This window comes from Bradyrhizobium erythrophlei (assembly GCF_900142985.1).
GTDB lineage: Bacteria > Pseudomonadota > Alphaproteobacteria > Rhizobiales > Xanthobacteraceae > Bradyrhizobium > Bradyrhizobium erythrophlei_B.
In genome coordinates, this window is sequence record NZ_LT670849.1 from 2,736,301 (window position 1) to 2,761,739 (window position 25,439).

At 62.9% G+C, this 25,439-nt stretch carries 22 protein-coding genes; 6 read left to right on the top strand and 16 right to left on the bottom strand.

What is annotated here, in order from left to right; genetic code table 11:
* Positions 1–74 precede the first annotated feature (74 nt).
* From BUA38_RS12590 to BUA38_RS12600, 3 genes are read left to right on the top strand one after another with little or no spacing between them, the layout of a single operon-like run.
* A complete protein-coding gene (locus BUA38_RS12590; RefSeq protein ID WP_072818208.1) occupies positions 75–1,298 on the top strand; it encodes a divergent polysaccharide deacetylase family protein in 1,224 nt (407 codons plus the stop codon).
* A gap of 18 nt (positions 1,299–1,316) precedes the next feature.
* Positions 1,317–1,817 carry an RNA pyrophosphohydrolase gene (locus BUA38_RS12595; protein WP_072818209.1) on the top strand — a complete coding sequence of 167 codons (501 nt, stop codon included), beginning with the start codon at positions 1,317–1,319 and terminating at the stop codon, positions 1,815–1,817.
* 26 nt (positions 1,818–1,843) lie between these two features.
* Positions 1,844–2,347, top strand: coding sequence for an RNA pyrophosphohydrolase (locus tag BUA38_RS12600; RefSeq protein ID WP_072818210.1), 504 nt, complete (start codon positions 1,844–1,846; stop codon positions 2,345–2,347).
* Here BUA38_RS12600 and BUA38_RS12605 read toward each other — a convergent pair.
* The 6 genes from BUA38_RS12605 to BUA38_RS12630 all read right to left on the bottom strand — a co-directional run bounded on the left by BUA38_RS12605 (position 2,344) and on the right by BUA38_RS12630 (position 9,199).
* Positions 2,344–4,029: an adenylate/guanylate cyclase domain-containing protein gene (locus BUA38_RS12605; RefSeq protein WP_072818211.1), complete on the bottom strand. Its 1,686-nt coding sequence runs from the start codon at positions 4,027–4,029 to the stop codon at positions 2,344–2,346. The genes BUA38_RS12600 and BUA38_RS12605 overlap by 4 nt on opposite strands.
* 78 nt (positions 4,030–4,107) lie before the next feature.
* Positions 4,108–4,515: a F0F1 ATP synthase subunit epsilon gene (locus BUA38_RS12610; RefSeq protein ID WP_072818212.1), complete on the bottom strand. Its 408-nt coding sequence runs from the start codon at positions 4,513–4,515 to the stop codon at positions 4,108–4,110.
* Between the two features lie 118 nt (positions 4,516–4,633).
* Positions 4,634–6,076 (bottom strand): F0F1 ATP synthase subunit beta, encoded by a 1,443-nt coding sequence (gene atpD, locus BUA38_RS12615; RefSeq protein WP_072818213.1) that lies wholly within the window; start codon positions 6,074–6,076, stop codon positions 4,634–4,636.
* 48 nt (positions 6,077–6,124) lie between these two features.
* On the bottom strand, positions 6,125–7,003 hold the full coding sequence (locus tag BUA38_RS12620; RefSeq protein WP_072818214.1) for a F0F1 ATP synthase subunit gamma: 879 nt from the start codon (positions 7,001–7,003) through the stop codon (positions 6,125–6,127).
* 109 nt (positions 7,004–7,112) lie between these two features.
* Positions 7,113–8,642 (bottom strand): F0F1 ATP synthase subunit alpha, encoded by a 1,530-nt coding sequence (atpA, locus tag BUA38_RS12625; protein ID WP_072818215.1) that lies wholly within the window; start codon positions 8,640–8,642, stop codon positions 7,113–7,115.
* Positions 8,642–9,199, bottom strand: a complete 558-nt coding sequence (locus tag BUA38_RS12630; protein ID WP_072818216.1) for a F0F1 ATP synthase subunit delta — start codon at positions 9,197–9,199, stop codon at positions 8,642–8,644. Before BUA38_RS12630 ends, atpA begins: the two co-directional genes overlap by 1 nt.
* A gap of 650 nt (positions 9,200–9,849) precedes the next feature.
* Between BUA38_RS12630 and BUA38_RS12635 the strand changes: the two genes are divergently transcribed.
* A complete protein-coding gene (locus BUA38_RS12635) occupies positions 9,850–10,344 on the top strand; it encodes a septal ring lytic transglycosylase RlpA family protein (protein WP_072818217.1) in 495 nt (164 codons plus the stop codon).
* A gap of 133 nt (positions 10,345–10,477) precedes the next feature.
* Here the strand turns inward: BUA38_RS12635 and BUA38_RS12640 are convergent, their stop codons facing one another.
* A complete protein-coding gene (locus BUA38_RS12640) occupies positions 10,478–12,691 on the bottom strand; it encodes a primosomal protein N' (RefSeq protein ID WP_072818218.1) in 2,214 nt (737 codons plus the stop codon).
* An 85-nt stretch (positions 12,692–12,776) separates the two neighbouring features.
* On the opposite strand from BUA38_RS12640, the gene BUA38_RS12645 reads away from it, so the two are divergent.
* On the top strand, positions 12,777–13,748 hold the full coding sequence (locus tag BUA38_RS12645; RefSeq protein WP_072818219.1) for a tyrosine recombinase XerC: 972 nt from the start codon (positions 12,777–12,779) through the stop codon (positions 13,746–13,748).
* Between the two features lie 107 nt (positions 13,749–13,855).
* Positions 13,856–14,443: a DUF4337 domain-containing protein gene (locus tag BUA38_RS12650; RefSeq protein WP_072818220.1), complete on the top strand. Its 588-nt coding sequence runs from the start codon at positions 13,856–13,858 to the stop codon at positions 14,441–14,443.
* A gap of 16 nt (positions 14,444–14,459) precedes the next feature.
* On the opposite strand, the gene BUA38_RS12655 is transcribed toward BUA38_RS12650, so the two are convergent.
* From BUA38_RS12655 to mdh, 9 genes are all read right to left on the bottom strand, one after another.
* Positions 14,460–14,990, bottom strand: coding sequence for a hypothetical protein (locus BUA38_RS12655; RefSeq protein WP_072818221.1), 531 nt, complete (start codon positions 14,988–14,990; stop codon positions 14,460–14,462).
* Positions 14,991–15,025: 35 nt separating this feature from the next.
* Entirely contained in the window at positions 15,026–16,429 is a 1,404-nt protein-coding gene (lpdA, locus tag BUA38_RS12660) for a dihydrolipoyl dehydrogenase (protein WP_072818222.1), read from the bottom strand.
* A 36-nt stretch (positions 16,430–16,465) separates the two neighbouring features.
* A complete protein-coding gene (locus BUA38_RS12665) occupies positions 16,466–17,212 on the bottom strand; it encodes an SDR family oxidoreductase (RefSeq protein ID WP_072818223.1) in 747 nt (248 codons plus the stop codon).
* Between the two features lie 31 nt (positions 17,213–17,243).
* Positions 17,244–18,482 (bottom strand): 2-oxoglutarate dehydrogenase complex dihydrolipoyllysine-residue succinyltransferase, encoded by a 1,239-nt coding sequence (gene odhB, locus BUA38_RS12670; protein WP_072818224.1) that lies wholly within the window; start codon positions 18,480–18,482, stop codon positions 17,244–17,246.
* A gap of 113 nt (positions 18,483–18,595) precedes the next feature.
* On the bottom strand, positions 18,596–21,553 hold the full coding sequence (locus tag BUA38_RS12675) for a 2-oxoglutarate dehydrogenase E1 component (RefSeq protein ID WP_072818225.1): 2,958 nt from the start codon (positions 21,551–21,553) through the stop codon (positions 18,596–18,598).
* 136 nt (positions 21,554–21,689) lie between these two features.
* Positions 21,690–22,574 carry a succinate--CoA ligase subunit alpha gene (gene sucD / locus BUA38_RS12680; protein WP_072818226.1) on the bottom strand — a complete coding sequence of 295 codons (885 nt, stop codon included), beginning with the start codon at positions 22,572–22,574 and terminating at the stop codon, positions 21,690–21,692.
* Positions 22,575–22,611: 37 nt separating this feature from the next.
* On the bottom strand, positions 22,612–23,088 hold the full coding sequence (locus BUA38_RS12685; RefSeq protein ID WP_072818227.1) for a DUF1579 family protein: 477 nt from the start codon (positions 23,086–23,088) through the stop codon (positions 22,612–22,614).
* Between the two features lie 2 nt (positions 23,089–23,090).
* Positions 23,091–24,287, bottom strand: coding sequence for an ADP-forming succinate--CoA ligase subunit beta (gene sucC / locus BUA38_RS12690; RefSeq protein ID WP_072818228.1), 1,197 nt, complete (start codon positions 24,285–24,287; stop codon positions 23,091–23,093).
* A 168-nt stretch (positions 24,288–24,455) separates the two neighbouring features.
* Positions 24,456–25,424, bottom strand: a complete 969-nt coding sequence (mdh, locus tag BUA38_RS12695) for a malate dehydrogenase (protein ID WP_072818229.1) — start codon at positions 25,422–25,424, stop codon at positions 24,456–24,458.
* Between the last annotated feature and the right edge of the window lie 15 nt (positions 25,425–25,439).

Consider the following 25,439-nt stretch of genomic DNA (forward strand, 5'->3'; position numbering starts at 1 on the left):
CGAGAGCCCGGTTCCACCCTGCCGCCGCCTTGCGTGGCCGTGGTATCTTTAACCTCGATTGATTCGGGGATTCGATGGCAGAGGCGGCTGACGAGCTGAGCGCTCCGCTTGGACGGGAAACCGCGCGCGGCAAGCGCCGTTTTCGGCTGCCTTTCACCGGAAAGCAGGCTTTGGCAGCCCTGCTCGGGCTGTTTCTGGCGACTTTTGCCGGTTATGCCCTCTTCCACGACGACCCATTCGGCGGCGAGCCGCTGGTGCGAATCGCGATCGGGCCTTCGTCAGGCGAAGATAAAGCGGCCACGAAGTCCCCCGAGATGCCGGCCGAGAAACCCGCAACCGCGGCGCATGGCGCTGAACCCGCGGCCAATTCGAAGGCCACTAGCGCCTCCGAACAGCGCACGGTCACCATCATCGATGGCTCCAGCGGCGCGCGCCACGACGTAGCGATCGGCGGTGGCGAGGCGTCTGACAAGGATCCGGCTGCGGCTCCCGCCATGATGTCGGGGATCGACCCGCGGCTTCTGGAAAAATCCCGCTACGGCATGATCCCGATAGCCGCCGACGGGTTGAAGCCCGTCAGCGTCTATGCCGGTGACGTCGACCGGGCCAAGGCTGCAAAGATGCCGATCGTTGCCATCGTCGTCGGCGGCCTCGGCGTGGGCGCGGCCAAGACGGTGGATGCGATCCTGAAATTGCCGGCCGCGGTGACGCTGGCGTTTACCCCTTATGGCTCGGACCCAGGCAAGCTGGTCGAGCGGGCCCGCGCGCAGCATCACGAGATCCTGCTGCAAATCCCGATGGAGCCGTATGATTATCCCGACAACGATCCGGGACCGCAGACCCTGCTGACGACACTCGCGGCGGAGCAGAACGTCGATCGCCTGTATTGGCACCTCAGCCGGTTCCAGGGCTATGCCGGCATCGCCAATTTCATGGGCGCTCGCTTTGTGGCGACCGATACCGCGATGGCGCCGATCGTGAAGGAAGCCGCCAAGCGCGGCCTCGGGCTGTTCGACGACGGCTCGGCACGTAGCGTCGCCCCGTCGCTGGCGGCGACACAGGCGGTTCCCTTTGCCAAGGCCGACGTCCCGATTGATGCGGTCCCGACCTCGGGCGAAATCGATCGCGCGCTGGCCAAACTCGAGGGATTGGCCAAGGAACGCGGCATGGCGGTCGGCGTCGCCTCGGCTTTGCCGATCTCGATCGAACGGATCAGCGCCTGGACCCGGACGCTGGACAGCCATGGTCTTTTGCTCGTGCCATTGACAACCGCGATGCTGAAATCAAAATCAAGCTAAGCGAGAGGCCCTGACGGAATGGCGCGTTACGAAGACCTGCCCTATCGAACCTGTGTCGGCATGATGCTGATGAACGCAGCCGGGCTGGTCTTCATCGGTCGCCGGGCCGGCGGCATCGAGCATGTCGACGAGTCCCATGTCTGGCAGATGCCGCAAGGCGGCGTCGATCCCGGCGAGGACACCTGGGCAGCCGCCAAACGGGAGCTTTACGAGGAGACCAACGTCCGTTCGGTCGAGAAGCTTGCCGAGGTCGCGGACTGGCTGGTCTACGACATTCCGCGCACCATCGCCGGGCGGGCCTGGAAGGGCCGCTATCGCGGTCAGCGGCAGAAGTGGTACGCCGTGCGCTTCACCGGCAATGACGACGAAATCAATGTCGCAAGCCCAGGCGGGCACAAGGCCGAATTCGTGAGCTGGCGGTGGGAGCCCATGAAGAACCTCCCCGACCTGATCGTTCCGTTCAAGCGGCCCGTCTACGAGCGCGTGGTCAAGGAATTCGCCAAACTCGCGAGCGCCTGAGTTTTCCGCTGCCCGCTGAACCCCACATGCAGAAGCCTTACCGACCAAACGTTGGCGTTGCGCTCTTCAATGCCGCGGGCCGCGTGCTGATTGGACGACGATTCAGGGACGACGGCCCGGAAATCATCCTCCCCGGCCTTGAATGGCAGATGCCGCAAGGCGGCATCGACGCCGACGAAAATCCACGCGACGCCGTCATGCGCGAACTCTGGGAGGAGACGGGCGTGAAGAACGCCGACTATCTCGGCGAGACCGGCTGGCTGACATATGAATTCCCGCCCTATTCGGGACCGCCATCGCACCGGCTGGCGCAGTTTCGCGGCCAGCGACAGAAATGGTTTGCACTGCGCCTTACCGGCTCCGAACACGAGATCGATCCGTTGACGACACGCAACGACCAGCCGCCGGAATTCGACCAATGGCGCTGGGAGCGCCTCGATCGTGTCGCCGACCTGGTGGTGCCGTTCCGGCGCGACGTCTATCTGGCGGTCGCGCGACAATTTTCAGAGTTCGCGATCGCGCCGGATTAATTCGGTCCGACCAGAAACGGTCCGATGGCAATGACGCGGCAATCGCTGTCACGCCTGGCGCAGTTGTTCATGGCTTCGTTGATTGCGGCTTGCTCGCCGGGCGCTTTAAGCCCGAGGCCGGGCCGCCCCGCCGCGCCGACCGCAACTGCGCTCCATCCGCTGTTGCCGTCGGCGAGCTTGCGCATCACTTCGTCTCTCATCTCCGGCACGATCATCGCGTTCGTCCGGGCCTGAAAGAAACCGATCGCCCGCAGCGTCATCGGCGCCGGAACGACAAAGACGTCGTCGAGCGCGACGATCATGCAGGCCGTACCGATGGCGGCTCCGCACGTCTCGAGATTCCGGCGTATCGATTCTTCATCGCTCTCGATGCCGAAATTGAAGAAGAATTGCCCGGCCGGCCCGATCGCGATTGATCTGGACTTGCGGCTTTGCGGATACAGCGCCTCCAGCCTGACCTTGCCGACATCGTGTACGATCGGCGTGTCCTTGGCGGAGAACGGCTTCTCGATCAATGGATCGCGCCGCAGCCATGGCATCGGCGGCATCGGCGGCCGGCCATGCGGATAAACGACGGTATCGCCGACCGCGTAGACCTCGCATTTGCGCTGCGGTTGCATCGCATCCGCGAATTTTTGGCACTGCTCGAGCGCCTGATTGCGGGCGGCTTCCTCATTCGCCTGGTTCGCCGCAAAGGCATGAACGCCTGAAATCGTCAGCGCCAGCGCCTTGTCACCGCCGGCCGGCGCGTAGTCGGAGGCCAGACGCTGCCGCGCTCTGTCCGGAACGAAAGGGATGGATTCGGCGGCGAATTTCTCGGCGAGCGGCATCGCCGGAGGCGGCATCTGTTTCGCCGGCATCGGTGGCATTGGCGCAGCCGGCATCGATGTGGTTGGCATCGGCGGTGGCATCTTCGGCATGGCCGCCGTTTTCGGCATCGGTTCGGGCGCGGCTGGCGCAGCGGTCGGCGAAGCGATCGGGCTCGACGCCATCGAGGCCTTGGCGTTCTCCTGGATTTCAAGCTTGGTGAAATAGAGGAAGCCGCCGACGCCGATTGCGGCCAGGCACACCACCATCACCACCGCCGGCCAGAGCCAGTTCGGCCCGACCGAGCTTTGCGGAACAGGCTTCTTCGACGGCGGCAGCGGCGCCGCATAAGTTCCGTCTTCCCGTTTCATGGAGACCATGAAAGCGTGAACGGGATTGGGAATGTTTTTGACTTCCTGCGCGCCGATATCGGCGAACTGCACCGACAGCTTGTTGGCCACCTGCTCGTGGACGGCGCGTGAAACGCAGATGCCGCCGACCTCAGCAAGGCCCTCGAGACGGGCCGCGATATTGACGCCGTCACCGAGCAGATCGCCGTCGCGCTCGACCACATCACCGATGGTGATGCCGATGCGGAAGCTCATGTGGCGGCTGGGCGGATAAGCGAGATTGCGGGTGCGCAGACTTTCCTGGATGTCGATCGCGCACCTGACGGCCTCGACCGCGCTGGAGAACTCGGCCAGCACGGCGTCGCCTGCGGTGTTGAAGATTCGGCCGCCATACCGGCTGATGAAATCGTCGGTGACCTGACGGTACGAGGCGAGGCGGCGCAGCGTCTCCTCTTCGTCTTCAGCGACCAGTCTGGAGTAACCGGCAATGTCGGCTGCGAATATCGCCGCGATCTTGCGTTTCATGACAGCTGGCCCCGGATCTACCCAAGCGCGCTACAACATGCCGTCAGACGTCTGCGGTCGCAACCGCGACCTGGTCTCTTAGTGCATCGCCGTCGTATTCAGCTCTTGCTGGATATTCTTGAAGTGGTCGAGCCGCTCGATCGCCTTGTCGAGCTCGGAGCCTTCCTTTTCGGAGAGCTTGGCTTCCATGTCGGAAATCGTTTCCGCAAACTTCGCCCGGTCGAGTTCGTCGATCGAGGTGGCGACGTCGGCAAGGACCGTCAGGCCCTTCTCCGAAACCTCGGCAATCCCGCCGAGCACGATGATCTTCTGCTTCGAGCCGCCCGAAATCACCGTCAGGATGCCCGGCCGGATCGCGGCCACGACCGGTGCGTGACCGGCCAGCACACCGAAATCGCCTTCGGCGCCGGGAACGTCGACCTGATCGACCTCACCGGAGAACGCCATCTTTTCGGGCGAGACGAGATCGAAGTGAAAGGTGGCCATGGTCTTTCCGTTTTCCTTCCGTGGTCACCCGCGGGCTTGCACGCCCAGCGGGTCCATCAGTCGAAACCTGCTCTTTCGATGGGTCGCCGGATCAACCGGCGATGACGGCACCAAAAGCTTACGCGGCTTCGGCGGCGAGCTTCTTGCCTTTTTCGACCGCCTCTTCGATCGTGCCGACCATGTAGAAGGCGGCTTCCGGCAGGTGATCGTACTTGCCTTCGCAAAGATCGCGGAAGCCCTTGATGGTGTCGGCGAGGTCGACGAACTTGCCGGGCGAACCGGTGAAGACTTCGGCGACGTGGAACGGCTGCGACAGGAAGCGCTCGACCTTGCGGGCCCGCGCCACCGTGATCTTGTCCTCTTCCGACAATTCGTCCATGCCGAGAATGGCGATGATGTCCTGCAGCGACTTATACTTCTGCAGCACCTGCTGTACCAGGCGTGCGGTGCTGTAGTGCTCTTCGCCGACAACCAGCGGCGAAAGCATGCGCGAGGTCGAGTCGAGCGGGTCGACCGCCGGGTAGATGCCCTTTTCCGAAATCGCGCGCGACAACACCGTGGTCGCGTCCAAGTGGGCGAACGAGGTGGCGGGCGCGGGGTCGGTCAAGTCGTCGGCCGGCACGTAGATCGCCTGCACCGAAGTAATCGAGCCCTTGTTGGTGGTGGTGATGCGCTCCTGCAACGCGCCCATGTCGGTGGCGAGCGTCGGCTGATAACCCACGGCCGAAGGAATACGCCCCAGCAGCGCCGACACTTCGGAACCGGCTTGCGTAAAGCGGAAGATGTTGTCGACGAAGAACAGCACGTCCTGGCCCTGGTCGCGGAAGTGCTCGGCAACCGTCAGACCCGTGAGACCGACGCGGGCGCGCGCGCCCGGCGGCTCGTTCATCTGGCCGAACACCAGTGCGCACTTCGACTTCACGCTCGGATCGGGATTGTGCGGATCGGCGTTGACCTTGGATTCGATGAACTCGTGGTAGAGGTCGTTGCCTTCGCGGGTACGCTCGCCGACACCGGCGAACACCGAGTAGCCACCGTGCGCCTTGGCGACGTTGTTGATGAGTTCCTGAATCAGCACGGTCTTGCCGACGCCGGCGCCGCCGAACAGGCCGACCTTGCCGCCCTTGGCGTAGGGAGCAAGCAGGTCGACGACCTTGATGCCGGTGACGAGAATTTCGGCTTCCGTTGACTGATCGGTATAGAGCGGCGCTTCCTGATGGATCGCGCGCAGGTCCTCGGCCTGAACCGGACCGGCTTCGTCGATCGGCTCGCCGATGACGTTGATGATGCGGCCGAGCGTACCGGCGCCAACCGGCACCCGGATCGGTGCGCCAGTGTCAGAGACCTCCTGACCGCGGACCAGGCCTTCGGTGGTGTCCATGGCGATGGTTCGCACGGTGGATTCGCCGAGATGCTGGGCGACTTCCAGAACGAGGCGGTTGCCCCCGTTCTTGGTTTCCAGCGAATTGAGAATTGCCGGCAGGTGACCTTCGAACTGGACGTCGACGACGGCGCCGATGACCTGCGTGACACGCCCGTTCTGATTGGCTGGTGTGGCCATAACTCTCTCCTTCGAATTCCTAAAACCTCAGGGCAGCCGCCGCGATCGTCAGATCGCCTCGGCGCCCGAAATGATTTCGATCAGTTCCTTGGTGATCATCGCCTGGCGGGTCCGGTTGTAGACCAGCGTCTGCTTGCGGATCATGTCGCCGGCGTTGCGGGTCGCATTGTCCATCGCGCTCATCTGGGCGCCGTAGAACGAAGCGTTGTTTTCGAGCAACGCGCGGAAAACCTGAACCGCGATATTACGCGGCAGCAGCCGGGGCAGAATTTCGTCTTCTTCCGGCTCATATTCGTAGGAAACCGCAGGCGCGGACGTTGCGGCGGAGGCTTCCACCACCAGCGGAATGATCTGCTGTGCGGTCGGGATCTGGGCGATCACCGATTTGAAGCGCGAATAGAACAGCGTGCAGACGTCGAATTCGCCGGCCTCAAACCGCGTGATGACCTTGTTGGCGATGTCTTCGGCGTTGACAAAACCCAGCTGGCGAACCGAACGCAGTTCGACGCTTTCCACGATCTGCTTTTCGAAGGTGCGGCGAAGCTGCTCGAGACCCTTGCGGCCGACGCAGAAGAACTTCACTTCCTTGCCCTGCGCGATCAGCTTGTTGGCATGTTCGCGCGCGAGCCGGACGATCGAGGAGTTGAACGCGCCGCAAAGGCCGCGTTCGCCGGTGCAGACCAGAAGCAGATGCACCTGATCCTTGCCGGTGCCGGCCAGCAGCGCCGGCGCGCCGGGCGAGCCTGTGGCGGCGGCCGCGATGCCGGAAATCACCGCGTCCATCTTTTCGGCATAGGGCCGGGCGGCTTCGGCGGCAGTCTGCGCGCGGCGCAGCTTCGAGGCCGCGACCATCTGCATCGCCTTGGTGATCTTCTGCGTCGCCTTGGTCGAGGCGATGCGGACCCGCATGTCCTTCAGTGAAGCCATTCTTCGTTCACCCCGGCGATCCGATCCTTCACAAGACCAGACCGCTAGCCTGTCCCATCATCATGCCCGGCCTCGCGCCGGGCATTCGTTTGTTGTTCCGCGTTGGCCGTTACGCGAAGGTCTTGACGAAACCCTCAACCACGCCCTTCAGCTTGGCTGCGGTGTCGTCGCTAAGATCGCGGCTGTCGCGGATGGTGTTGAGGATGTCGACGTTCTTGCCGCGCAGCGTCGAGAGCAATCCGTCCTCGAACGCCCTCACCTTGTTGAGCGGAAGCGCATCGAGATAGCCGTTGGTGCCGGCCCAGATCACGCAGACCTGCTCTTCCATCTTCAGCGGCGAGAATTGCGGCTGCTTGAGCAGTTCGGTCAGGCGCGAGCCGCGATTGAGCAAGCGCTGGGTCGAGGCGTCGAGGTCGGAGCCGAACTGCGCGAACGCCGCCATTTCGCGGTACTGCGCCAGTTCGCCCTTGATCTTGCCGGCGACCTTTTTCATCGCCTTGGTCTGCGCCGACGATCCGACGCGCGACACCGACAGACCGACGTTCACGGCAGGACGGATGCCCTGGAAGAACAGGTCGGTTTCGAGGAAGATCTGGCCGTCGGTGATCGAAATCACGTTGGTCGGAATGTAGGCCGACACGTCGTTGGCCTGGGTTTCGATGACCGGCAGCGCCGTGAGCGATCCCGAACCATGGTCCTTGCTGAGCTTCGCAGCGCGCTCGAGCAGGCGTGAATGCAGATAGAACACGTCACCGGGATAGGCTTCGCGGCCCGGCGGGCGGCGCAGCAGCAGCGACATCTGGCGGTAGGCGACGGCCTGCTTGGACAAGTCGTCATAGATGATGACCGCGTGCATGCCGTTGTCGCGGAAGAATTCGCCCATGGTGCAGGCGGTGAAGGGCGCGATGTACTGCATCGGGGCCGGATCGGAAGCCGTGGCGGCGACCACGACGGAATATTCCAGCGCGCCCTGCTCTTCGAGCACCTTCACGAACTGGGCAACGGTGGAGCGCTTCTGCCCGATCGCGACGTAGACGCAATAGAGCTTGATGTTCTCGTCCGGTTGCGCGTTGAGCGGCTTCTGGTTGAGGATGGTGTCGAGCGCGATCGCGGTCTTGCCGGTCTGGCGGTCGCCGATGATCAGCTCGCGCTGGCCGCGGCCGATCGGAATCAGCGCATCGATCGCCTTGAGGCCGGTCGCCATCGGCTCGTTGACCGATTTGCGCGGAATGATGCCGGGCGCCTTGACGTCAACGCGCATGCGCTTGTCGGCCTTGATCGGGCCCTTGCCGTCGATCGGATTGCCGAGCGCATCGACGACGCGGCCGAGCAGGCCTTTGCCGACCGGCGTGTCGACGATGGCGCGGGTGCGCTTGACGGTCTGGCCTTCCTTGATCTCGCGGTCGGCGCCGAAAATAACGATACCGACGTTGTCGGTTTCGAGGTTCAGCGCCATGCCGCGCGTGCCGTTCTCGAACTCGACCATTTCGCCGGCCTGGACGTTGTCGAGGCCGAAAACGCGGGCGATACCGTCACCGACGGACAACACCTGCCCGACTTCGGAGACCTCGGCCTCCTGGCCGAAATTCTTGATCTGGTCCTTGAGGATCGCGGAAATTTCCGCCGCGCGGATGTCCATCAGCCTGCCTCTTTCATCGCGTGCTTGATCGAATTGAGTTTGGTGCGAAGCGAACTATCGACCATGCGGCTGCCGAGTTTGACAACAAGGCCGCCGATGATCGACGGATCGACATTCACGTTGAGAGAAACATCTTTGCCCGTCACCGACTTCAAGGCGACCTTGAGGGCATCGAGATTCTTGTCGCTGAGCTGTTCGGCCACCGTGACTTCGGCGATGGCCTCGCCCTTGAACTTCGCGACCAGCGCACCGAACGCGCGGATCACCTGATCCACCGCGAACAGCCGCCGGTTGGCGGTGAGAACTTTCAGGAAGTTGGCGGAAATACCGGAAATTCCAGCCTTGTCGAGCACGGCCGACAACGCCTTCGCCTGCGCTTCGGAGGAGAAAACCGGGCTGCGAACCAGACGCTTCAGATCGGCGCTGTCCGCCAGCATCGCCTCGAATTTATCGAGGTCGGCCTTGACTGAATCGATCGACCGTTCATCGCGCGCCAGTTCGAACAAGGCCGTTGCGTAACGACCAGACACTCCCGACACCGACGGATTCTCAGCCACAAGCGCGCTCTTTTTTTGCTGTCAAACTCGCAAGGGAAAAACCGTCGCCAAAATACGGCGCCTAGCGATCCAAGCCCTTGGAGTTCAAGCGGGACTTCGATTTTCGACCGGCACAGGCAGCGCCGGGACCGTTAAAATCGCGGCTTTGCTAACATAGCGAGACAGCAGGTGCAACATGACCGCCCATTCGCGGCGCTCCTTGTCGCACACGATTTGACGGCACCTCGCCCGACGATTCGCCGCGATGGTCAGGCGAACCATGGCGGTATTTAGAAACCGGATCGCCACAGACGAGATCGTTCCAAGCCTTGCTGCATGGCAGCATGCGCTCAGCGGGTGGAACGCGGAAAGGCACCCAGCCCTTCCCGGCTCGCATTACTTGCTGAAATCTCGGCAACCACCGCGAGAACTTCAAAGATCAGTAATAAGATAACCTTTGAAGTATAGATTGGTAAACTCAAACGTTAATTTTGGGGTTCCGGAACATCGTCTGATCTTCTGTTCCATCTCACGAGATGTTTCGCGGTGCGATAAACCAGTTCTACTGCCGTTTTTATGCCTCATTGCGGAATCAAACGGCGCTCCTGGACAACGGAGCGGGGGTTCCACATGCCACAGTTGTGGCATTACTACTTTGAGGGACTGATATAATGCTGAAACTCAACAAGCAGGCATTGGGAAAAGTAACCCAGTCGCGTACGGCGCTCATCCTTTTTGCCGCAGCTGCTTTTACCGGCGGTACCGCCTCTGAGGCCTCGGCGAGGCCCTATCGGCACCACCACCATCATCACCACTTTGCCCACCATGCCGCCCGGGCCGACAATGCCTGGCGCGAGTCCAATGCGTCGATCGGATCGGGCATGGGCCGGAGCTTCTCGGGGATCGCGTCGTTCTACGGCAATGAAGCCGGCCGCCAGACGGCCTCCGGTCAGCGCTTCAACCAGGAAGCCATGACCGCGGCCCATCGCAGCCTGCCGTTCGGCACCAAGCTTCGCGTCACCCATGGCGGCCGCAGCGTCGTCGTGACCATCAACGATCGCGGCCCGTTCATTCGCGGCCGGGTTCTCGACCTGTCAACGGGCGCGGCCCGTGCCATCGGCCTGACCAGCGCCGGTGTCGGCCACGTCACCGCCGAAGTCATGTAACTCGCGCGGTTTCCGCGCAGCCGTCACGATATTGGCGTTAGCGTATCCTCATCCAGATGATGGAACCAGTTTCGCGCTGATACCGAAAACCCGCCGTCAGAAATGACGGCGGGTTTTTGTATTTTGATACGGATCACAAAAAGCTCTGCGGATCGACATCGACCTCGAGCTTGAGATTGCCCTTGGTCTTCGGAGCCGCGCCCAACCACTCGCGCAGATATTCCGAAACGTCGACATTACGCAGCGACTTCACCAGAAGGCGGAAACGGTAACGCCCCTTGATGACGGCAAGCGGCGCTTCGGCAGGCCCCAGCACCTTGATTCGTTCGTCGATTGGCGCGATCGCGGCGAGCTTGCGCGCAAAACCTTCTGCCGTGGGCCGGTCGCCGGCGGATACGATCAGGCCCGCCAGCCGTCCGAACGGCGGATAGCCGGTTTTCTCGCGCATCTCGATTTCGCTGGCGTAGAACGCCTCGCGGTCGCAGGCGACCAGCGCCTTCATTACGGGGTGTTCGGGCTGGTGGGTCTGCAAATAGCCGACGCCCCGCCCCTGATCGCGCCCCGCGCGCCCGATCACCTGGTTGAGCAGCTGCCATGTACGCTCGGCGGCGCGCGGATCGCCGTTGCTCAGGCCAAGATCGGCGTCCACGACCCCGACCAGGTTGAGCCGCGGGAAATGATGACCCTTGGCCACGAGCTGGGTGCCGATGATGATATCGACCCGGCCCTCGGCAATTTCGTTCAGCTCGCTGCGCATGGTCTCGATCGAGGTGATGAGATCGCTCGACAGCACCATGGTCCGCGCATCCGGAAAAAGCTGGGCGGCCTCCTCCTGCAGCCGTTCGACACCGGGTCCGACCGCAACCAGCGACTCCTCCGCCGCGCAATTCGGGCACGCGTGAGGACGCGGCATCGAGAATCCGCAGTGATGACAGACGAGCCGCTGCCGGAAACGATGATCGACCAGCCAGGCATCGCAGATGGTGCAGGCGAAACGATGCCCGCAGGCCCGGCATAGCGTGAGCGGGGCGTAACCGCGGCGGTTGAGAAACAACAGCGCCTGCTCGCGCCTTTCGACTGCAAAGCGGATCTGTTCGGCCAATCGCGGCGAGATGAAACGGCCGCGCGGCGGCGCCTCGCGTCTCAAATCGATCGCCTCGATATGCGGCATATGCTGGCCGCCGAACCGCGACGGCAACGCGATGCGCTGATAGCGGCCCTTGCGCGCATTGACTTCGGTTTCGACCGACGGCGTCGCCGAGGCCAGCACGACCGGAATTTTGGCGACGTGCGCCCGCACCACCGCCATGTCGCGCGCATGATAATGCGCGCCATCGTCCTGCTTGTAGGCCTGCTCGTGTTCTTCATCGACGACGATGAGACCGAGGTCGGCATAGGGCATGAACAGCGCCGAACGCGCGCCGACCACCACCGGCGCCTCTCCGCTTGCGATCGCCGCCCAGTTGCGTTGCCGGGTGCGCGGCGTCAGTTCGGAGTGCCATTCCAGCGGCCGCACGCCGAAGCGCCGCGCAAAGCGATCGAGAAATTGTCCCGTCAGCGCGATCTCCGGCATCAGGATCAGCGATTGCTTGCCGCGCCGAATGGTTTCCGCGACGGCCTCGAAATAGACTTCGGTCTTGCCCGAGCCGGTGACGCCATCGAGCAACGCGACGTGAAACGTCCCGTTGGCCGCCAGTGCGCGCATGCCGTCCACGGCGGTCCGTTGTTGGCGCGAGAATTCCGGCACCGCGTAAGACGGATCCGGCGCCGGCGGCACCAGCGGCTTCGGCATCGCCTCCACGGTGAGCGTGCCTTCGTCGACCAGGCCATCGACCACGCCGGCGCTGACGCCGGCTTCCTTGGCGGCCTCGGATTTGCCGTGCAGCAGGCCGTCGGAGAGCAATTCGATCAACCGCCGTCGCGCCGGCGTCATTCGCTGTGGCGGCGGACCGACCAGCCGCATACCCATCCGCACCCGCTCGGGTCCGAGGTCCTCGCCCATGCGCAGGCACATTCGCAGCACCATGCCACGCGCCGACAGCGTGTAGTTGGAAACCCAATCGACGAGCGCGCGCAATTCGCCCTTGAGCGGGGGCACGTCGAGTTTTTCGCTGACGTCTTTCAGACGGTTGTGCAGACGCGGCTCGGGTTTGGCGTTCTCCGCCCACACCACGCCGACCACCTCGCGCGGACCGAGTGGAACACAGACCACATCGCCCGCCTTCAATTCGACGCCGCGCGGCACGCGGTAGGAATAGGTGTGGTCGAGCGCGACCGGCACCAGCACGTCGACGATCCCGGTCGACGATGTTGGCGGCGAGGAAGCGCGCGGGGAGTGGTCGTCCATCTAGATCCTGTTACCGGCGAGTTAGCGAAGGGTAAACCAGGAAGGTGCGATATAATCATAAGGAATCATCGCGCCAAAAGCAGATATGGCCAAGCAAGCCGCCACCTTACAGCCGATTGAGCTTGACTGCGCAGACGAATCGATCGCGCTCGAGATGGCGCGATGGCTCGCCTTCCTGCGCGCCGAACGGCGTTTGTCGCCCAAGACGTCGGAGGCCTATGCGCGCGACCTGCGCCAGTTCCTCCAATTCCTGGCCGAACATTGGGAAGCGCGCGTGACGCTGAAACGCTTTTCCGCGCTCGAAGCAACCGACGTCCGTGCCTTCATGGCAAAACGGCGCGCGGACGAAATCGCCGGACGCTCGCTGATGCGCGCGCTCGCGGGCCTGCGGTCGTTCGGGCGCTTCCTCGAACGCGAGGGCCGCGGCAAGGTTGGCGCATTATCCGCGATCCGGGCACCCAAGGTCGGCAAAAGCCTGCCAAAGCCGTTGCCGATGACGGCGGCCAAGCGTCTGGCCGATGCCGACGAGCGTGCCGGCGAAGACCGCGAGCCCTGGATCTGGGCGCGCGATGCCGCCGTAATGGCGCTGCTCTACGGTTCGGGCCTGCGCATCTCCGAAGCCCTCGGACTGAAGCGCCGCGACGTGCCCGCGCCCGGCGAAGGCGACGTTCTGGTGGTCATCGGCAAAGGCAACAAGACGCGCATGGTGCCGGTCCTGCAAAACGTCCTGGCGCTGATCCGGGATTATGCGGCCATGTGCCCCTACCCGTTGCCGGCGGAAGGCCCGATGTTCATCGGCGCCCGTGGCGGGCCGTTGCAGCCCCGCATCATTCAACTCACCATGGCGCGGTTGCGTGGCGCATTGGGCCTTCCCGACAGCGCCACGCCGCACGCGCTGCGGCATTCCTTTGCCACCCATTTGTTGTCGCGCGGCGGTGACTTGCGTGCGATCCAGGAATTGCTCGGCCACGCCTCGCTCTCGACCACGCAGATCTACACCGGGATCGACAGCGAGCGGCTTCTCGAAGTTTACCGAAGCGCGCACCCCCGCGCATAAATCCCGGCTAATTTCAGGCAAGGCTGTGAACATCGTTCGCGGCCGGACCCTTGCGCCGGCCTTCCTGTTCGTCCATCGTTGTTGCCGGTTTATGGGGGAGAAGAATCATGAGCGCGCATGAAAGCATGGAGCATGCAGAACACGCCGAGCATGCCTCGAGCGAAAACAGGAAGATCGCACTCCTGATCGCGGTGATCGCGCTGTGCCTGGCGCTGTCGGAGACGCTCGGCAAGGGCGCGCAGACCGAATCGATCGCCAAGAATGTCGAGGCGTCAAACCTGTGGGCGTTCTTCCAGGCGAAGAGCATTCGCCGCACCACGGTGCAGACCGCGGCCGAGCAGGCGAAACTCGCAAGCCCCGGCGACGACACCATGAAGGCGTCGGTGCAAAAGCAGATCGAAGACTGGCAGAAGACCGCGGCGCGCTATCGCTCCGAACCTGAAACCGGCGAAGGCACCGAACAGCTGGCGGAACGCGCCAAGCATGCCGAAGAAGAACGCAATCTGGCGACCGCCAAATACCATCACTTCGAACTGGCCTCGGCTGCATTCCAGATCGGCATCGTGCTCGCCTCGGCGACCATCATCACCGGCATCGCCGCACTCGCCTGGATCTCGGGCCTGCTGACGCTGGCAGGCATCGTGATGGCCGTACTCGGCGTATTCGCGCCGCACGCGCTGCACCTGGCATTGTAAAAGCGAAGATGAGAGTTCAGCGCGCTTCGTGCACGCTCTTGCGGAAGCGCTGGATCAACCGCAGCATCCGTGACGACCAGCGGTCGCCATCGCCACGTAGGATTTCGACGATGCGGCGCTTGATCGGATCGACCAGGGCGTTGGCCTTGGCGCGCAGGGTCAGCACGAATTCATAGAGCCGCTCGAACCACCCCATCTCCAGCAATTTCGGCCGCGTCACATCGAACACGAACGCGGTGACGCCGACGCCGAGCAGCTTCGCGAAGATGATCGTGGTGACGGCGCTGAGCCAGTACTCATGCGTCAGCAGCCAGAAGCCGACCAGCTTGAGCGGGAACAATGGAATCACCGGCACGGCGAACACTATCAGCGTCATCGCCGGCGACAGTGTGTCGACGCGCTCGGCCAGCCAAGCTTTGAATGCTTGCAGCGGAATCTTCGAAACGAACCAGGCGACGATCGGCTCGAGATGATCCCACAGCCACGCCTCGATCAAAAAGATGACCGCGAGCAGCACCCAGACCGGTTGAAGAAGGCGGCGTAGCATAAAATTATCCTGCCCCGACTCTCTCGGGACGAGGATCACATATGGATGGCGCGTTTGCCAACCGCAAGCGCGGCTTCTTTCACCGCTTCCGAGCGGGTCGGATGGGCGTGGCAGGTTCGCGCCAGATCCTCGGCGGAACCGCCAAATTCCATCAAAACAGCGGCTTCGTGGATCATTTCGCCGGCCTCAATGCCGATGATGTGCACGCCCAGCACGCGATCGGTCTTCGCATCTGCGAGAATCTTCACGAAGCCGTCAGTCGTCTGGTTGACCTTGGAACGGCCGTTGGCCGTAAAGGGGAATTTGCCGCTGGTATATGCCACACCAGCCTGCTTCAGCTCTTCCTCGGTCTTCCCGACGGAGGAAACCTCTGGCGTTGTATACACGACGCCCGGAATGACGTCATAATTCACATGGCCAGCCTGACCGGCCAAAATTTCAGCAACCGCGACGCCCTCGTCCTCGGCCTTGTGTGCCAGCATCGGACCGGCGATGACGTCGCCGATCGCATAGACGCCCTTCAGGCTGGTGGCGAAATGCGGATCGATCTGCACGCGGCCGCGATTGTCGAGCGCAACGCCCGCCTCTTTCAGGCCGAGGCCTTCGGTGTAGGGAACGCGGCCGATACAAACCAGCACCACGTCCGCTTCGATCTTCTCAGTCGCGCCGCCGGCCGCCGGTTCGACCTGCGCGACCAGCGCCTTGCCGGAGCTGTCGACGGCGGTGACCTTGGCGCCGAGCTTGAACGAAAATCCTTGCTTCTCGAGGAGGCGCTGAAATTGCTTGGCGATCTCGCCATCCATGCCGGGCAGGATGCGGTCGAGAAATTCGACGACCGTCACCTGCGCGCCGAGGCGATGCCAGACCGAGCCGAGTTCGAGCCCGATGACGCCGGCGCCGATGATCAGCAGCTTGCCCGGCACCTTGTCGAGCGACAGCGCGCCAGTGGAAGATACGATGCGCTTCTCGTCGATCTCGATGCCCTTCAGCCGCGCAATATCCGAGCCGGTGGCGATGACGATATTCTTGGTCTCGACGAGCTGCGTCTTGCCGTCCCCGCCGGTGACTTCAATCTTGCCGGTGCCGAGGATTTTCGCCTTGCCCGAAATCACGTCGATCTTGTTCTTCTTCATCAGGAACTCGACGCCCTTGACGTTGCCGTCGATGCCCTGCTGCTTGAAATTCATCATCGCGGGCAAATCGAGTTTCGGTGCGGAGACGCTGACGCCCATTTTGGCAAAGGAATGCGCCGCTTCCTCGAACATTTCAGAGGCGTGCAACAACGCCTTCGAGGGCATGCACCCGATATTGAGGCAGGTGCCGCCCAGCGTCGCGTTCTTCTCGACGACGGCGACTTTCATGCCGAGCTGCGCGGCGCGAATGGCGCACACGTAGCCGCCAGGACCGGTGCCGATAACAACAACATCATAAGAAGCCATGATCGAATCCTGTAACTGAAATTTGTGACGGGTGGTTTAGCGGCCGCCCGAGACGTCAAGAATGGCGCTGGTCACGTAGGAGGCCTCGTCCGACATCAGCCAAACGATGGCATTGGCGATTTCATCCGCCGTGCCGATGCGCTTCATCGGCACCACATGTGCGAGCCGGTGCGCGCGGTCGGGTTCGCCGCCGGAGGCATGAATCTCCGTGTCGATTAGGCCGGGACGAATTGCCGCGACACGAATGCCTTCGCCAGCGACCTCATAGCCGAGGCCGATGGTGAAGGAATCGATCGCGCCTTTGGAAGCGGCGTAATCGACATAGGTATTGGGCGCCCCTAACCTGGCCGCGACCGACGACAGGTTGACGATCGTGCCGCCCTTGCCGCCGTGCTTGGTCGAGAGGCGCTTCACCGCTTCACGGGCGCAGAGAATGCTGCCGGTGACGTTGACCGCCATCATACGCTGGATTCGCTCGGCCGACATCGCATCGACCCGGATCGAGGGCCCGACGATGCCGGCATTGTTGACGAGCGCGCCGAGCGTTCCTAAGGCATCCGCTACCTTGAACAGCGCCAGGATATCGGCCTCGCTGCCGACATCGCACTTCACCGCGATCGCCTTGCCGTTCTTGGCTTCGATGGTGCCTACGACCTCGTCGGCCGCTGTCTTATTGCTGGCATAGCCGACGACGACACGAAACCCGCGCGCCGCCGCGGCAATGGCGGTGGCGCGGCCGATGCCGCGGCTGCCGCCGGTGATCACAACAACTCTGTCAGTCACGAGAAAATCCTCACGGGCCCAGGCCGATTGATCAGAGATCCAGCACCAGCCGCGCCGGATCCTCCAGGCTTTCCTTCACGCGCACCAGGAAGGTCACGGCCTCCTTGCCGTCGATGACGCGGTGATCGTAGGACAGCGCCAGGTACATCATCGGCCGAATCTCGACCTTGCCGCCGATCGCCATCGGACGCTCCTGGATCTTGTGCATGCCGAGGATGCCCGCCTGCGGCGCATTGAGGATCGGCGTCGACATCAGCGAGCCATAGATGCCGCCATTGGTGATGGTGAAAGTGCCGCCCTGCATTTCGTCGATCTTGAGCTGGCCGTCGCGAGCGCGGCGACCGAAATCGGCGATGCTCTTTTCAATATCCGCAATCGATTTGACGTCGCAATCGCGCACGACCGGAACGACGAGGCCCTTGTCGGTGCCGACGGCGACGCCGATGTGGTAGTAGTTCTTGTAGATCAGATCGGTGCCATCGATCTCGGCATTGACGGCCGGGATGTCCTTGAGCGCCTGCACGCAGGCCTTGGTGAAGAAGCCCATAAATCCAAGCTTGCTGCCGTGCTTCTTCTCGAACACGTCCTTGTAGTGCGCGCGCAGCGCCATGACGTTGGTCATGTCGACCTCGTTGAAGGTCGTCAGCATCGCCGCGGTGTTCTGCACGTCCTTCAGCCGCCGCGCGATGGTCTGGCGCAGCCGCGTCATCTTCACCCGCTCTTCGCGCGCCGCATCATCGGCAGGCGAAGGGCTGCGAACCTGCACGGCCGCGGCCGGCTGGTTGACCGGCGTCGGCGCGGAAGCCGCCTTTTCAATCGCGGCGAGCATATCGCCCTTGGTGACGCGGCCGTCCTTGCCTGAGCCTGGAACCGTCGCGGCATCGATGCCGCTTTCGGCGGAAAGCCTGCGCACCGACGGGGCGAGCGGCGCATCCGACGGCGGCACTTTAGCGGCGGGCGCCGGGGCAGCAGGAGGTGCTGCCGACGATGCAGCCTTGGCTGGAGCAGACGCAGGCTTGGCGGCCGCGCCCGCCGCGCCGTCGGTGATCTGTCCCAGCAGCGCGCCGACAGCGACCGTTTCGCCGTCCTTGGCGCTGATCTCCCCTAACACACCCGCCGATGGCGCCGGAACCTCGATCGTCACCTTGTCGGTTTCGAGCTCGACCAGCGGCTCGTCCACCGCCACGGTATCACCGGCCTTCTTGAACCAACGGCCGATGGTGGCTTCGGTCACGGATTCGCCGAGCGTCGGCACGCGAATTTCAGTCATGATGTGCTTCCTCAATGCTCTTGTGTGGCCGTCATCCGCGAAGGCGGGAAATCAAATGCTTCGCAGCGGCCCAAACTGGATGCGCCCCGCTTTCGCGAGGCGCAAATCGGATTCTAGTTCAGCGCCTCGTCGAGCAGCGCCTTGAGTTGCGCCAGATGTTTCGACATCAGGCCGCTCGCGGTGGCCGCGGCGGCCGCACGTCCGGCGTAGCGCGGACGCTTGTAGGTGGCGTTGACCTGGTTCAGCACCCATTCGAGATAGGGCTCGATGAAGTGCCACGCACCCATGTTGCGCGGCTCTTCCTGGCACCAGACGACCTCGGCGCCCTTGAAGCGCGTCAGCTCGGTGACGAGCGCCTTGAGCGGCACCGGATAAAGCTGCTCGACGCGCATCAGGTAGATGTCGTCGATGCCGCGCTTCTCGCGCTCCTCGTAAAGGTCGTAATAGACCTTGCCCGAGCACAGCACGATGCGCCTGATCTTCTCGTCCGGCACCAGCCTGGTCTTTTCGTCCGGTTGCATCTGGGCGTCATCGTAGAGGATGCGGTGGAACGTCGTTCCCTCGCCGAGCTCGTCGAGCCGCGAGACCGCTCGCTTGTGCCGCAGCAGCGACTTCGGCGTCATCACGATCAGAGGTTTGCGGATTTCACGATGCAGCTGGCGACGAAGCATGTGGAAATAATTCGCAGGCGTCGTCGGGTAGACCACCTGCATGTTGTCTTCGGCGCACATTTGCAGGTAGCGCTCGAGCCGGGCCGAGGAATGCTCGGGCCCCTGCCCTTCGTAACCATGAGGCAACAGGCAGACGAGGCCCGACATGCGCAGCCATTTGCGTTCGCCGGAGGAGATAAACTGGTCGAACAGCACCTGCGCGCCGTTGGCGAAGTCGCCGAACTGCGCTTCCCACATCGCCAGCGCATTCGGCTCGGCGAGCGAGTAGCCATATTCGAAGCCGAGCACGGCCTCTTCCGAGAGCAGCGAATTGATGACCTCGTAGTGGCCCTGATCGACGCCGAGATGATTGAACGGCGTGTAGCGGCTCTCGTCTTCCTGGTCGATCAGAACCGAATGGCGCTGCGAGAACGTGCCGCGTTCGGAATCCTGCCCCGACAGCCGCACGTGATGGCCTTCCTCGAGCAGCGTGCAGAACGCGAGCGCCTCTCCGGTCGCCCAGTCGAGGCCGATGCCGCTTTCGATCGCTTTGGCGCGGTTGTCGAGGAAGCGCTGGATGGTGCGGTGAACGCGGAAGCCATCGGGCACCTTGGTGATCTTGCGGCTGATATCCTTCAGGACGGCGGTGTCGACGCCGGTGACGCCACGACGGGGATCCTCCTCCTGATCGGCGTACTTGAAACCCGCCCACTTGCCGTCAAGCCAGTCGGCCTTGTTGGGCTTGTAGCCGGCACCGGCCTCGAATTCGGCATCGAGCCGCGCGCGCCAGTCGGCCTTAGCCTTTTCGACCTCGCCTTCAGTCATCACGCCTTCGGCGATCAGCCGCTTCGCATAGATTTCGAGCGTAGACGGGTGCGCGCCGATCCTCTTGTACATCACCGGCTGGGTGAAGGCCGGCTCGTCGCCCTCGTTATGACCGTGGCGGCGGTAGCAGAACATGTCGATGACGACCGGCTTGTGGAACTTCTGCCGGAATTCGATCGCGACCTTGGCCGCGAAAACCACCGCCTCCGGATCGTCGCCGTTCACATGGAAGATCGGCGCGTCGATCATCTTCGCCACGTCGGACGGATAGGGCGAAGAGCGCGAATAGCGCGGATAGGTGGTGAAGCCGATCTGGTTGTTGACGATGAAGTGCAGCGAACCGCCGGTGCGATAGCCCTTCAAATCCGAAAGGCTGAAGCATTCCGCCACCACGCCCTGGCCGGCAAACGCCGCGTCGCCATGCATCAGAAGCGGCAGCACCGAAATGCGCATGTCGGGCGGATCGCCGTGCTGGTCCTGCTTGGCGCGCACCTTGCCGAGCACGACCGGATCGACGATTTCGAGGTGCGACGGGTTGGCGGTCAACGACAGGTGGATCTTGTTGTTGTCGAACTCGCGGTCCGACGAGGCGCCGAGGTGGTATTTGACGTCGCCCGAACCTTCGACCACATCGGGATTGGCCGAGCCGCCCTTGAACTCGTGAAACAGCGCGCGGTGCGGTTTGCCCATCACCTGGGTCAGCACGTTGAGGCGGCCGCGGTGCGGCATGCCGACCACGATCTCCTTCACGCCGAGATTGCCGCCGCGCTTGATGATCTGTTCGAGCGCCGGGATCAGCGATTCAGCGCCGTCGAGTCCAAAGCGCTTGGTGCCGGTGAACTTGACGTCGCAGAATTTTTCGAAACCCTCGGCTTCGACGAGCTTGTTGAGGATCGCGCGCCGGCCTTCGGGCGTGAACGAAATCTCCTTGTCCGGCCCTTCGATGCGCTCCTGAATCCAGGATTTCTGCGCCGCGTTGGAAATGTGCATGAACTCGACGCCGAGCGTCTGGCAGTAGGTGCGCTCGCAGATCGCGACGATCTCGCGCAAGGTCCCATATTCGAGGCCGAGCACGTGATCGAGGAAGATCTTCCGGTCGAAGTCGGCTTCCGTAAAACCATAAGAGCGCGGATCGAGCTCTTCGCGATCGCGCGGCGCCTCGATGCCGAGCGGATCGAGCTTGGCGTGGAAATGTCCACGCATCCGGTAGGCGCGGATCAGCATCAGCGCACGCACCGAATCGCGGGTGGCCTGATGCACGTCGGCGGAGGCGAGCTCGGTGCCGGCGACTTGCGCTTTCGCCGCGATCTTCTTGGAGACGGCCTTCTCGACTTCGATCCAGTTGCCGTCCAGCGCCGAGGTCAGATCGTCCTGCGGCGTGAGCGGCCAGTTGGCTTTGCCCCATGAGGGCCCTTCCGCGTTCTTGCGAACGTCGGCGGGCGCATCTTTCAGGCTCTTGAAGAACTCCTGCCACTCGGCATCGACCGAGGAGGGGTCGTTTTCGTAACGGGCGTAGATTTCGTCGATGTAGGTGGCGTTTGTGCCCTGCAAAAACGAGGAAAGGGCAAAGGCAGCGTTCGCATCCTGGCGAGACATGGGGCCGTCCTGATTATTTTCTTCATCGCGCGTAACAAACGGCGCGGAAACCGGACCGCTTGGTGCGGCCCGGCGGGTTCAGAACCTCTACCCTATTTAGGCGGAAACTTCGCGCCGAAAAGAACCAAAAAGTGAATTAGGACTTCAATTTTTCAACGAGGGTCTTTCCAAGCCGCGCCGGAGACGGAGAGACGGTAATTCCGGCCGATTCCATGGCCGCCGTCTTGGATCCGGCGTCGCCCTTGCCGCCGGAGATGATCGCGCCGGCATGACCCATGCGCCGGCCGGGGGGCGCCGTGACGCCAGCGATGAAGCCGACCATCGGTTTCTTGCGGCCGCGCTTGGCCTCGTCCTTGAGGAACTGCGCAGCGTCCTCCTCGGCCGAGCCGCCGATCTCGCCAATCATGATGATCGAGGTGGTCTTCGGGTCCGCCAGAAACTTCTCGAGCACGTCGATGAATTCCGTGCCCTTGACCGGGTCGCCGCCGATGCCGACCGCCGTGGTCTGGCCGAGGCCCTCCTGCGAGGTCTGGAACACCGCCTCATAGGTCAACGTGCCTGAGCGCGAGACGATGCCGACATTGCCGGGGCGGAAAATATTCGCGGGCATGATGCCGATCTTGCATTCGCCGGCGGTCATGACGCCCGGGCAGTTGGGCCCGATGAGGCGCGACTTCGATCCCGACAGCGAGCGCTTCACCCGCACCATGTCGAGCACCGGAATGCCTTCGGTGATGCAGACGATCAGCGGGATTTCCGCATCGATCGCTTCGCAGATCGCGTCTGCCGCACCCGGCGGCGGCACGTAGATCACGGAGGCGTCTGCCCCGGTCTTCTCGCGCGCCTCGCGGACGGTGTCGAACACCGGCAGGCTCAGGTGTGTCGATCCGCCCTTGCCGGGCGAAGTGCCGCCGACCATCTTGGTGCCGTAAGCGATCGCGGCCTCCGAATGGAAGGTGCCGTTCTTGCCGGTGAAGCCCTGGCAGATGACCTTGGTATTCTTGTCGATCAGGATGGACATGGATGAGGCTGCCTTCGCGAGGTAATCGGTAAAAGGTTCAGTGAATCCGCCGATAGACGCCGGTGATCACGTCGGACCACCCTTCGGCATCGGGCGAGTACTGGATTTTCATCGAGTAGCTGTTGTCGTCGATGACTTCGTAGACGTGGCGCGCATTGCCGCGCAGCGAGCCGCGCACGAGGATCAGCGATTTTCCGGTCCAGCCGCCGGAAGCCGGCGAAGGCGGATAGTAGCCGAGCGAGTCGTGCCAGAATAACTTGTAGAGGCGATCGTCGCGGTCGTAGGTGAAGACGCCATGGGTCGCGAAGCTCTCCTTGCCGTCGCGGGTCTGGCGGGTGTCCTGGATCAGGTAAAAGCCGTTGAGGTCGATCCGGGCGCTGACCTTGGATGTCGCCGGCCCGCCGGCGTTCCAGCGCGAGGGAAAGACCGTCTCCTCGCCAACCCATTCGCCCGCGAATACCGCGAGCTTGCGGTGTTCCTCGAGTGGCGTCTGTGCGGCGAGATGGTCGGCCATGGTCAGCCTCCCTTGACGGCCTTGACGATCTTCTGCGCGGCATCATCGAGATCGTCCGCCGGCAGCACGTTGAGGCCGGATTCGCGGATGATCTTCTTGCCGGCGTCGACATTGGTGCCTTCGAGACGCACCACCAGCGGCACCTTGAGGCCGACTTCCTTCACCGCGGCAACCACGCCCTCGGCGATGACATCGCACTTCATGATGCCGCCGAAGATGTTGACCAGGATGCCCTTCACATTGGGATCGGCGGTGATGATCTTGAAGGCGGCGGCGACCTTTTCCTTGCTGGCGCTGCCGCCGACGTCGAGGAAGTTGGCTGGCGCCATGCCGTAGAGCTTGATGATGTCCATCGTCGCCATGGCAAGGCCGGCGCCGTTGACCATGCAGCCGATGGTGCCGTCGAGCGTAACGTAGTTGAGATCGTATTTCGAGGCCTCGATCTCCTTGGCGTCCTCCTCGGTCTCGTCACGCAGCGTGACGATCTCGGGATGGCGGAACAGCGCGTTGTCGTCGAACGAGACCTTGGCGTCGAGCACGCGCAGCTGACCTTGCTTGGTCACGACCAGCGGATTGATTTCCAGCATCGCCATGTCCTTGGCGACGAACGCGGCATAAAGCTGGGCGGCGAGCTTCTCGGCCTGCTTGGCGAGATCGCCGGTGAGATTGAGCGCCTTTGCAACGGTACGGCCGTGATGGCCCATGATGCCGGTTGCGGGATCGACAGAGAAGGTGACGATCTTCTCCGGGGTGTTGTGCGCGACTTCCTCGATATTGACGCCGCCTTCGGTCGAAACCACGAACGATACTTCGGAGGTTTCGCGATCGACCAGGATCGAGAGATAGAACTCCTTGTCGATGTCGGAGCCGTCTTCGATGTAGAGGCGATTGACCTGCTTGCCGTGGGGACCGGTCTGCACCGTCACCAGCGTCGCGCCCAGCATTTGCTTGGCGAACTCGTTGACCTCGGCGACCGACTTGGCGATGCGCACGCCGCCTTTGCCGCCGGCAGAGGCTTCCTTGAAGGTACCCTTGCCGCGGCCGCCGGCATGGATCTGGCTCTTCACCACCCAGACCGGACCGGGAAGGCTCTTCGCAGCCGCATCGGAATCGGCGGCCTTGAGCACCGCGACGCCCTTGGAGATGGCGACGCCGAATTCGCCGAGCAGCGCCTTGGCCTGATATTCATGGATATTCATCTGGACGTTCCCCGAACCCTTGGACCGCGGTGCGTTTGGAAATTCACACCAGCCTTTCGGTCTGGCATACCATATACCAAAAGAACTGCAACCCGGACTGCCTCAAACGGCTTCAAAAAGCGAAATGCCGGAAATCGAGGTTCGATTTCCGGCAAAAGCCTTACCAAATCAGCGACCTAACAGGTCAGGCGCGATCTTTTTGCAGGCGTCAACCAGGCCCTGCACGGCCCCGACCGACTTGTCGAAGGCCTCGCGATCCTTACCGGTGAGCTCGATTTCGACGATGCGCTCGACACCCTTCGACCCGATCACGACCGGCACGCCGACATACATGTCCTTCACGCCGTATTCGCCGTTGAGGTAGGCGGCGCATGGCAGCACGCGCTTCTTGTCCTTGAGATAGCTCTCGGCCATCGCGATCGCAGACGCCGCCGGCGCATAGAAGGCCGAGCCGGTCTTCAGCAGGTTGACGATCTCGGCGCCGCCGTTGCGGGTGCGGTCGACGATTTCATCGACGCGGGCCTGCGAGGTCCAGCCCATCTTGACGAGGTCAGGCAGCGGAATGCCGGCCACCGTCGAATAGCGCACCAGCGGCACCATGGTGTCGCCGTGACCGCCGAGCACGAAGGCGGTGACGTCCTCGACCGAGACATTGAACTCGTCGGCGAGGAAATAGCGGAAGCGCGACGAATCCAGCACGCCGGCCATCCCCACCACCTTCTTCTGCGGCAGACCGGAAGCCTTTTGCAGCGCCCAGACCATGGCGTCGAGCGGGTTGGTGATGCAGATCACGAATGCGTCGGGAGCGTATTTCTTGATGCCGGCGCCGACCTGCTCCATCACCTTCAGATTGATGGAAAGAAGATCGTCGCGGCTCATGCCGGGCTTGCGCGGCACGCCGGCGGTGACGATGCAGACATCGGCGCGGTCGAGCGCTTCATAGGAATTGGCGCCCGTCATATGGGCATCGAACCCATCGACCGGCGAAGACTGCGCGAGATCGAGCGATTTACCCTGCGGCACGCCTTCGGCGATGTCGAACATGACGACGTCGCCGAGTTCCTTCAAGCCGATGAGGTGGGCCAGCGTTCCGCCGATCTGGCCGGAGCCAATCAGAGCAATCTTGTTGCGCGCCATGGGGTGTCCTTTGAA

Coding starts and splice junctions, on each gene's coding strand:
- BUA38_RS12590 (WP_072818208.1), top strand. CDS start 75: ATGGCAGAGGCGGCTGACGAGCTGAGCGCTCCGCTTGGACGGGAAACC.
- BUA38_RS12595 (WP_072818209.1), top strand. CDS start 1,317: ATGGCGCGTTACGAAGACCTGCCCTATCGAACCTGTGTCGGCATGATG.
- BUA38_RS12600 (WP_072818210.1), top strand. CDS start 1,844: ATGCAGAAGCCTTACCGACCAAACGTTGGCGTTGCGCTCTTCAATGCC.
- BUA38_RS12605 (WP_072818211.1), bottom strand. CDS start 4,029: ATGAAACGCAAGATCGCGGCGATATTCGCAGCCGACATTGCCGGTTAC.
- BUA38_RS12610 (WP_072818212.1), bottom strand. CDS start 4,515: ATGGCCACCTTTCACTTCGATCTCGTCTCGCCCGAAAAGATGGCGTTC.
- atpD (WP_072818213.1), bottom strand. CDS start 6,076: ATGGCCACACCAGCCAATCAGAACGGGCGTGTCACGCAGGTCATCGGC.
- BUA38_RS12620 (WP_072818214.1), bottom strand. CDS start 7,003: ATGGCTTCACTGAAGGACATGCGGGTCCGCATCGCCTCGACCAAGGCG.
- atpA (WP_072818215.1), bottom strand. CDS start 8,642: ATGGACATCCGCGCGGCGGAAATTTCCGCGATCCTCAAGGACCAGATC.
- BUA38_RS12635 (WP_072818217.1), top strand. CDS start 9,850: ATGCTGAAACTCAACAAGCAGGCATTGGGAAAAGTAACCCAGTCGCGT.
- BUA38_RS12640 (WP_072818218.1), bottom strand. CDS start 12,691: ATGGACGACCACTCCCCGCGCGCTTCCTCGCCGCCAACATCGTCGACC.
- BUA38_RS12645 (WP_072818219.1), top strand. CDS start 12,777: ATGGCCAAGCAAGCCGCCACCTTACAGCCGATTGAGCTTGACTGCGCA.
- BUA38_RS12650 (WP_072818220.1), top strand. CDS start 13,856: ATGAGCGCGCATGAAAGCATGGAGCATGCAGAACACGCCGAGCATGCC.
- BUA38_RS12655 (WP_072818221.1), bottom strand. CDS start 14,990: ATGCTACGCCGCCTTCTTCAACCGGTCTGGGTGCTGCTCGCGGTCATC.
- lpdA (WP_072818222.1), bottom strand. CDS start 16,429: ATGGCTTCTTATGATGTTGTTGTTATCGGCACCGGTCCTGGCGGCTAC.
- odhB (WP_072818224.1), bottom strand. CDS start 18,482: ATGACTGAAATTCGCGTGCCGACGCTCGGCGAATCCGTGACCGAAGCC.
- BUA38_RS12675 (WP_072818225.1), bottom strand. CDS start 21,553: ATGTCTCGCCAGGATGCGAACGCTGCCTTTGCCCTTTCCTCGTTTTTG.
- sucD (WP_072818226.1), bottom strand. CDS start 22,574: ATGTCCATCCTGATCGACAAGAATACCAAGGTCATCTGCCAGGGCTTC.
- BUA38_RS12685 (WP_072818227.1), bottom strand. CDS start 23,088: ATGGCCGACCATCTCGCCGCACAGACGCCACTCGAGGAACACCGCAAG.
- sucC (WP_072818228.1), bottom strand. CDS start 24,287: ATGAATATCCATGAATATCAGGCCAAGGCGCTGCTCGGCGAATTCGGC.
- mdh (WP_072818229.1), bottom strand. CDS start 25,424: ATGGCGCGCAACAAGATTGCTCTGATTGGCTCCGGCCAGATCGGCGGA.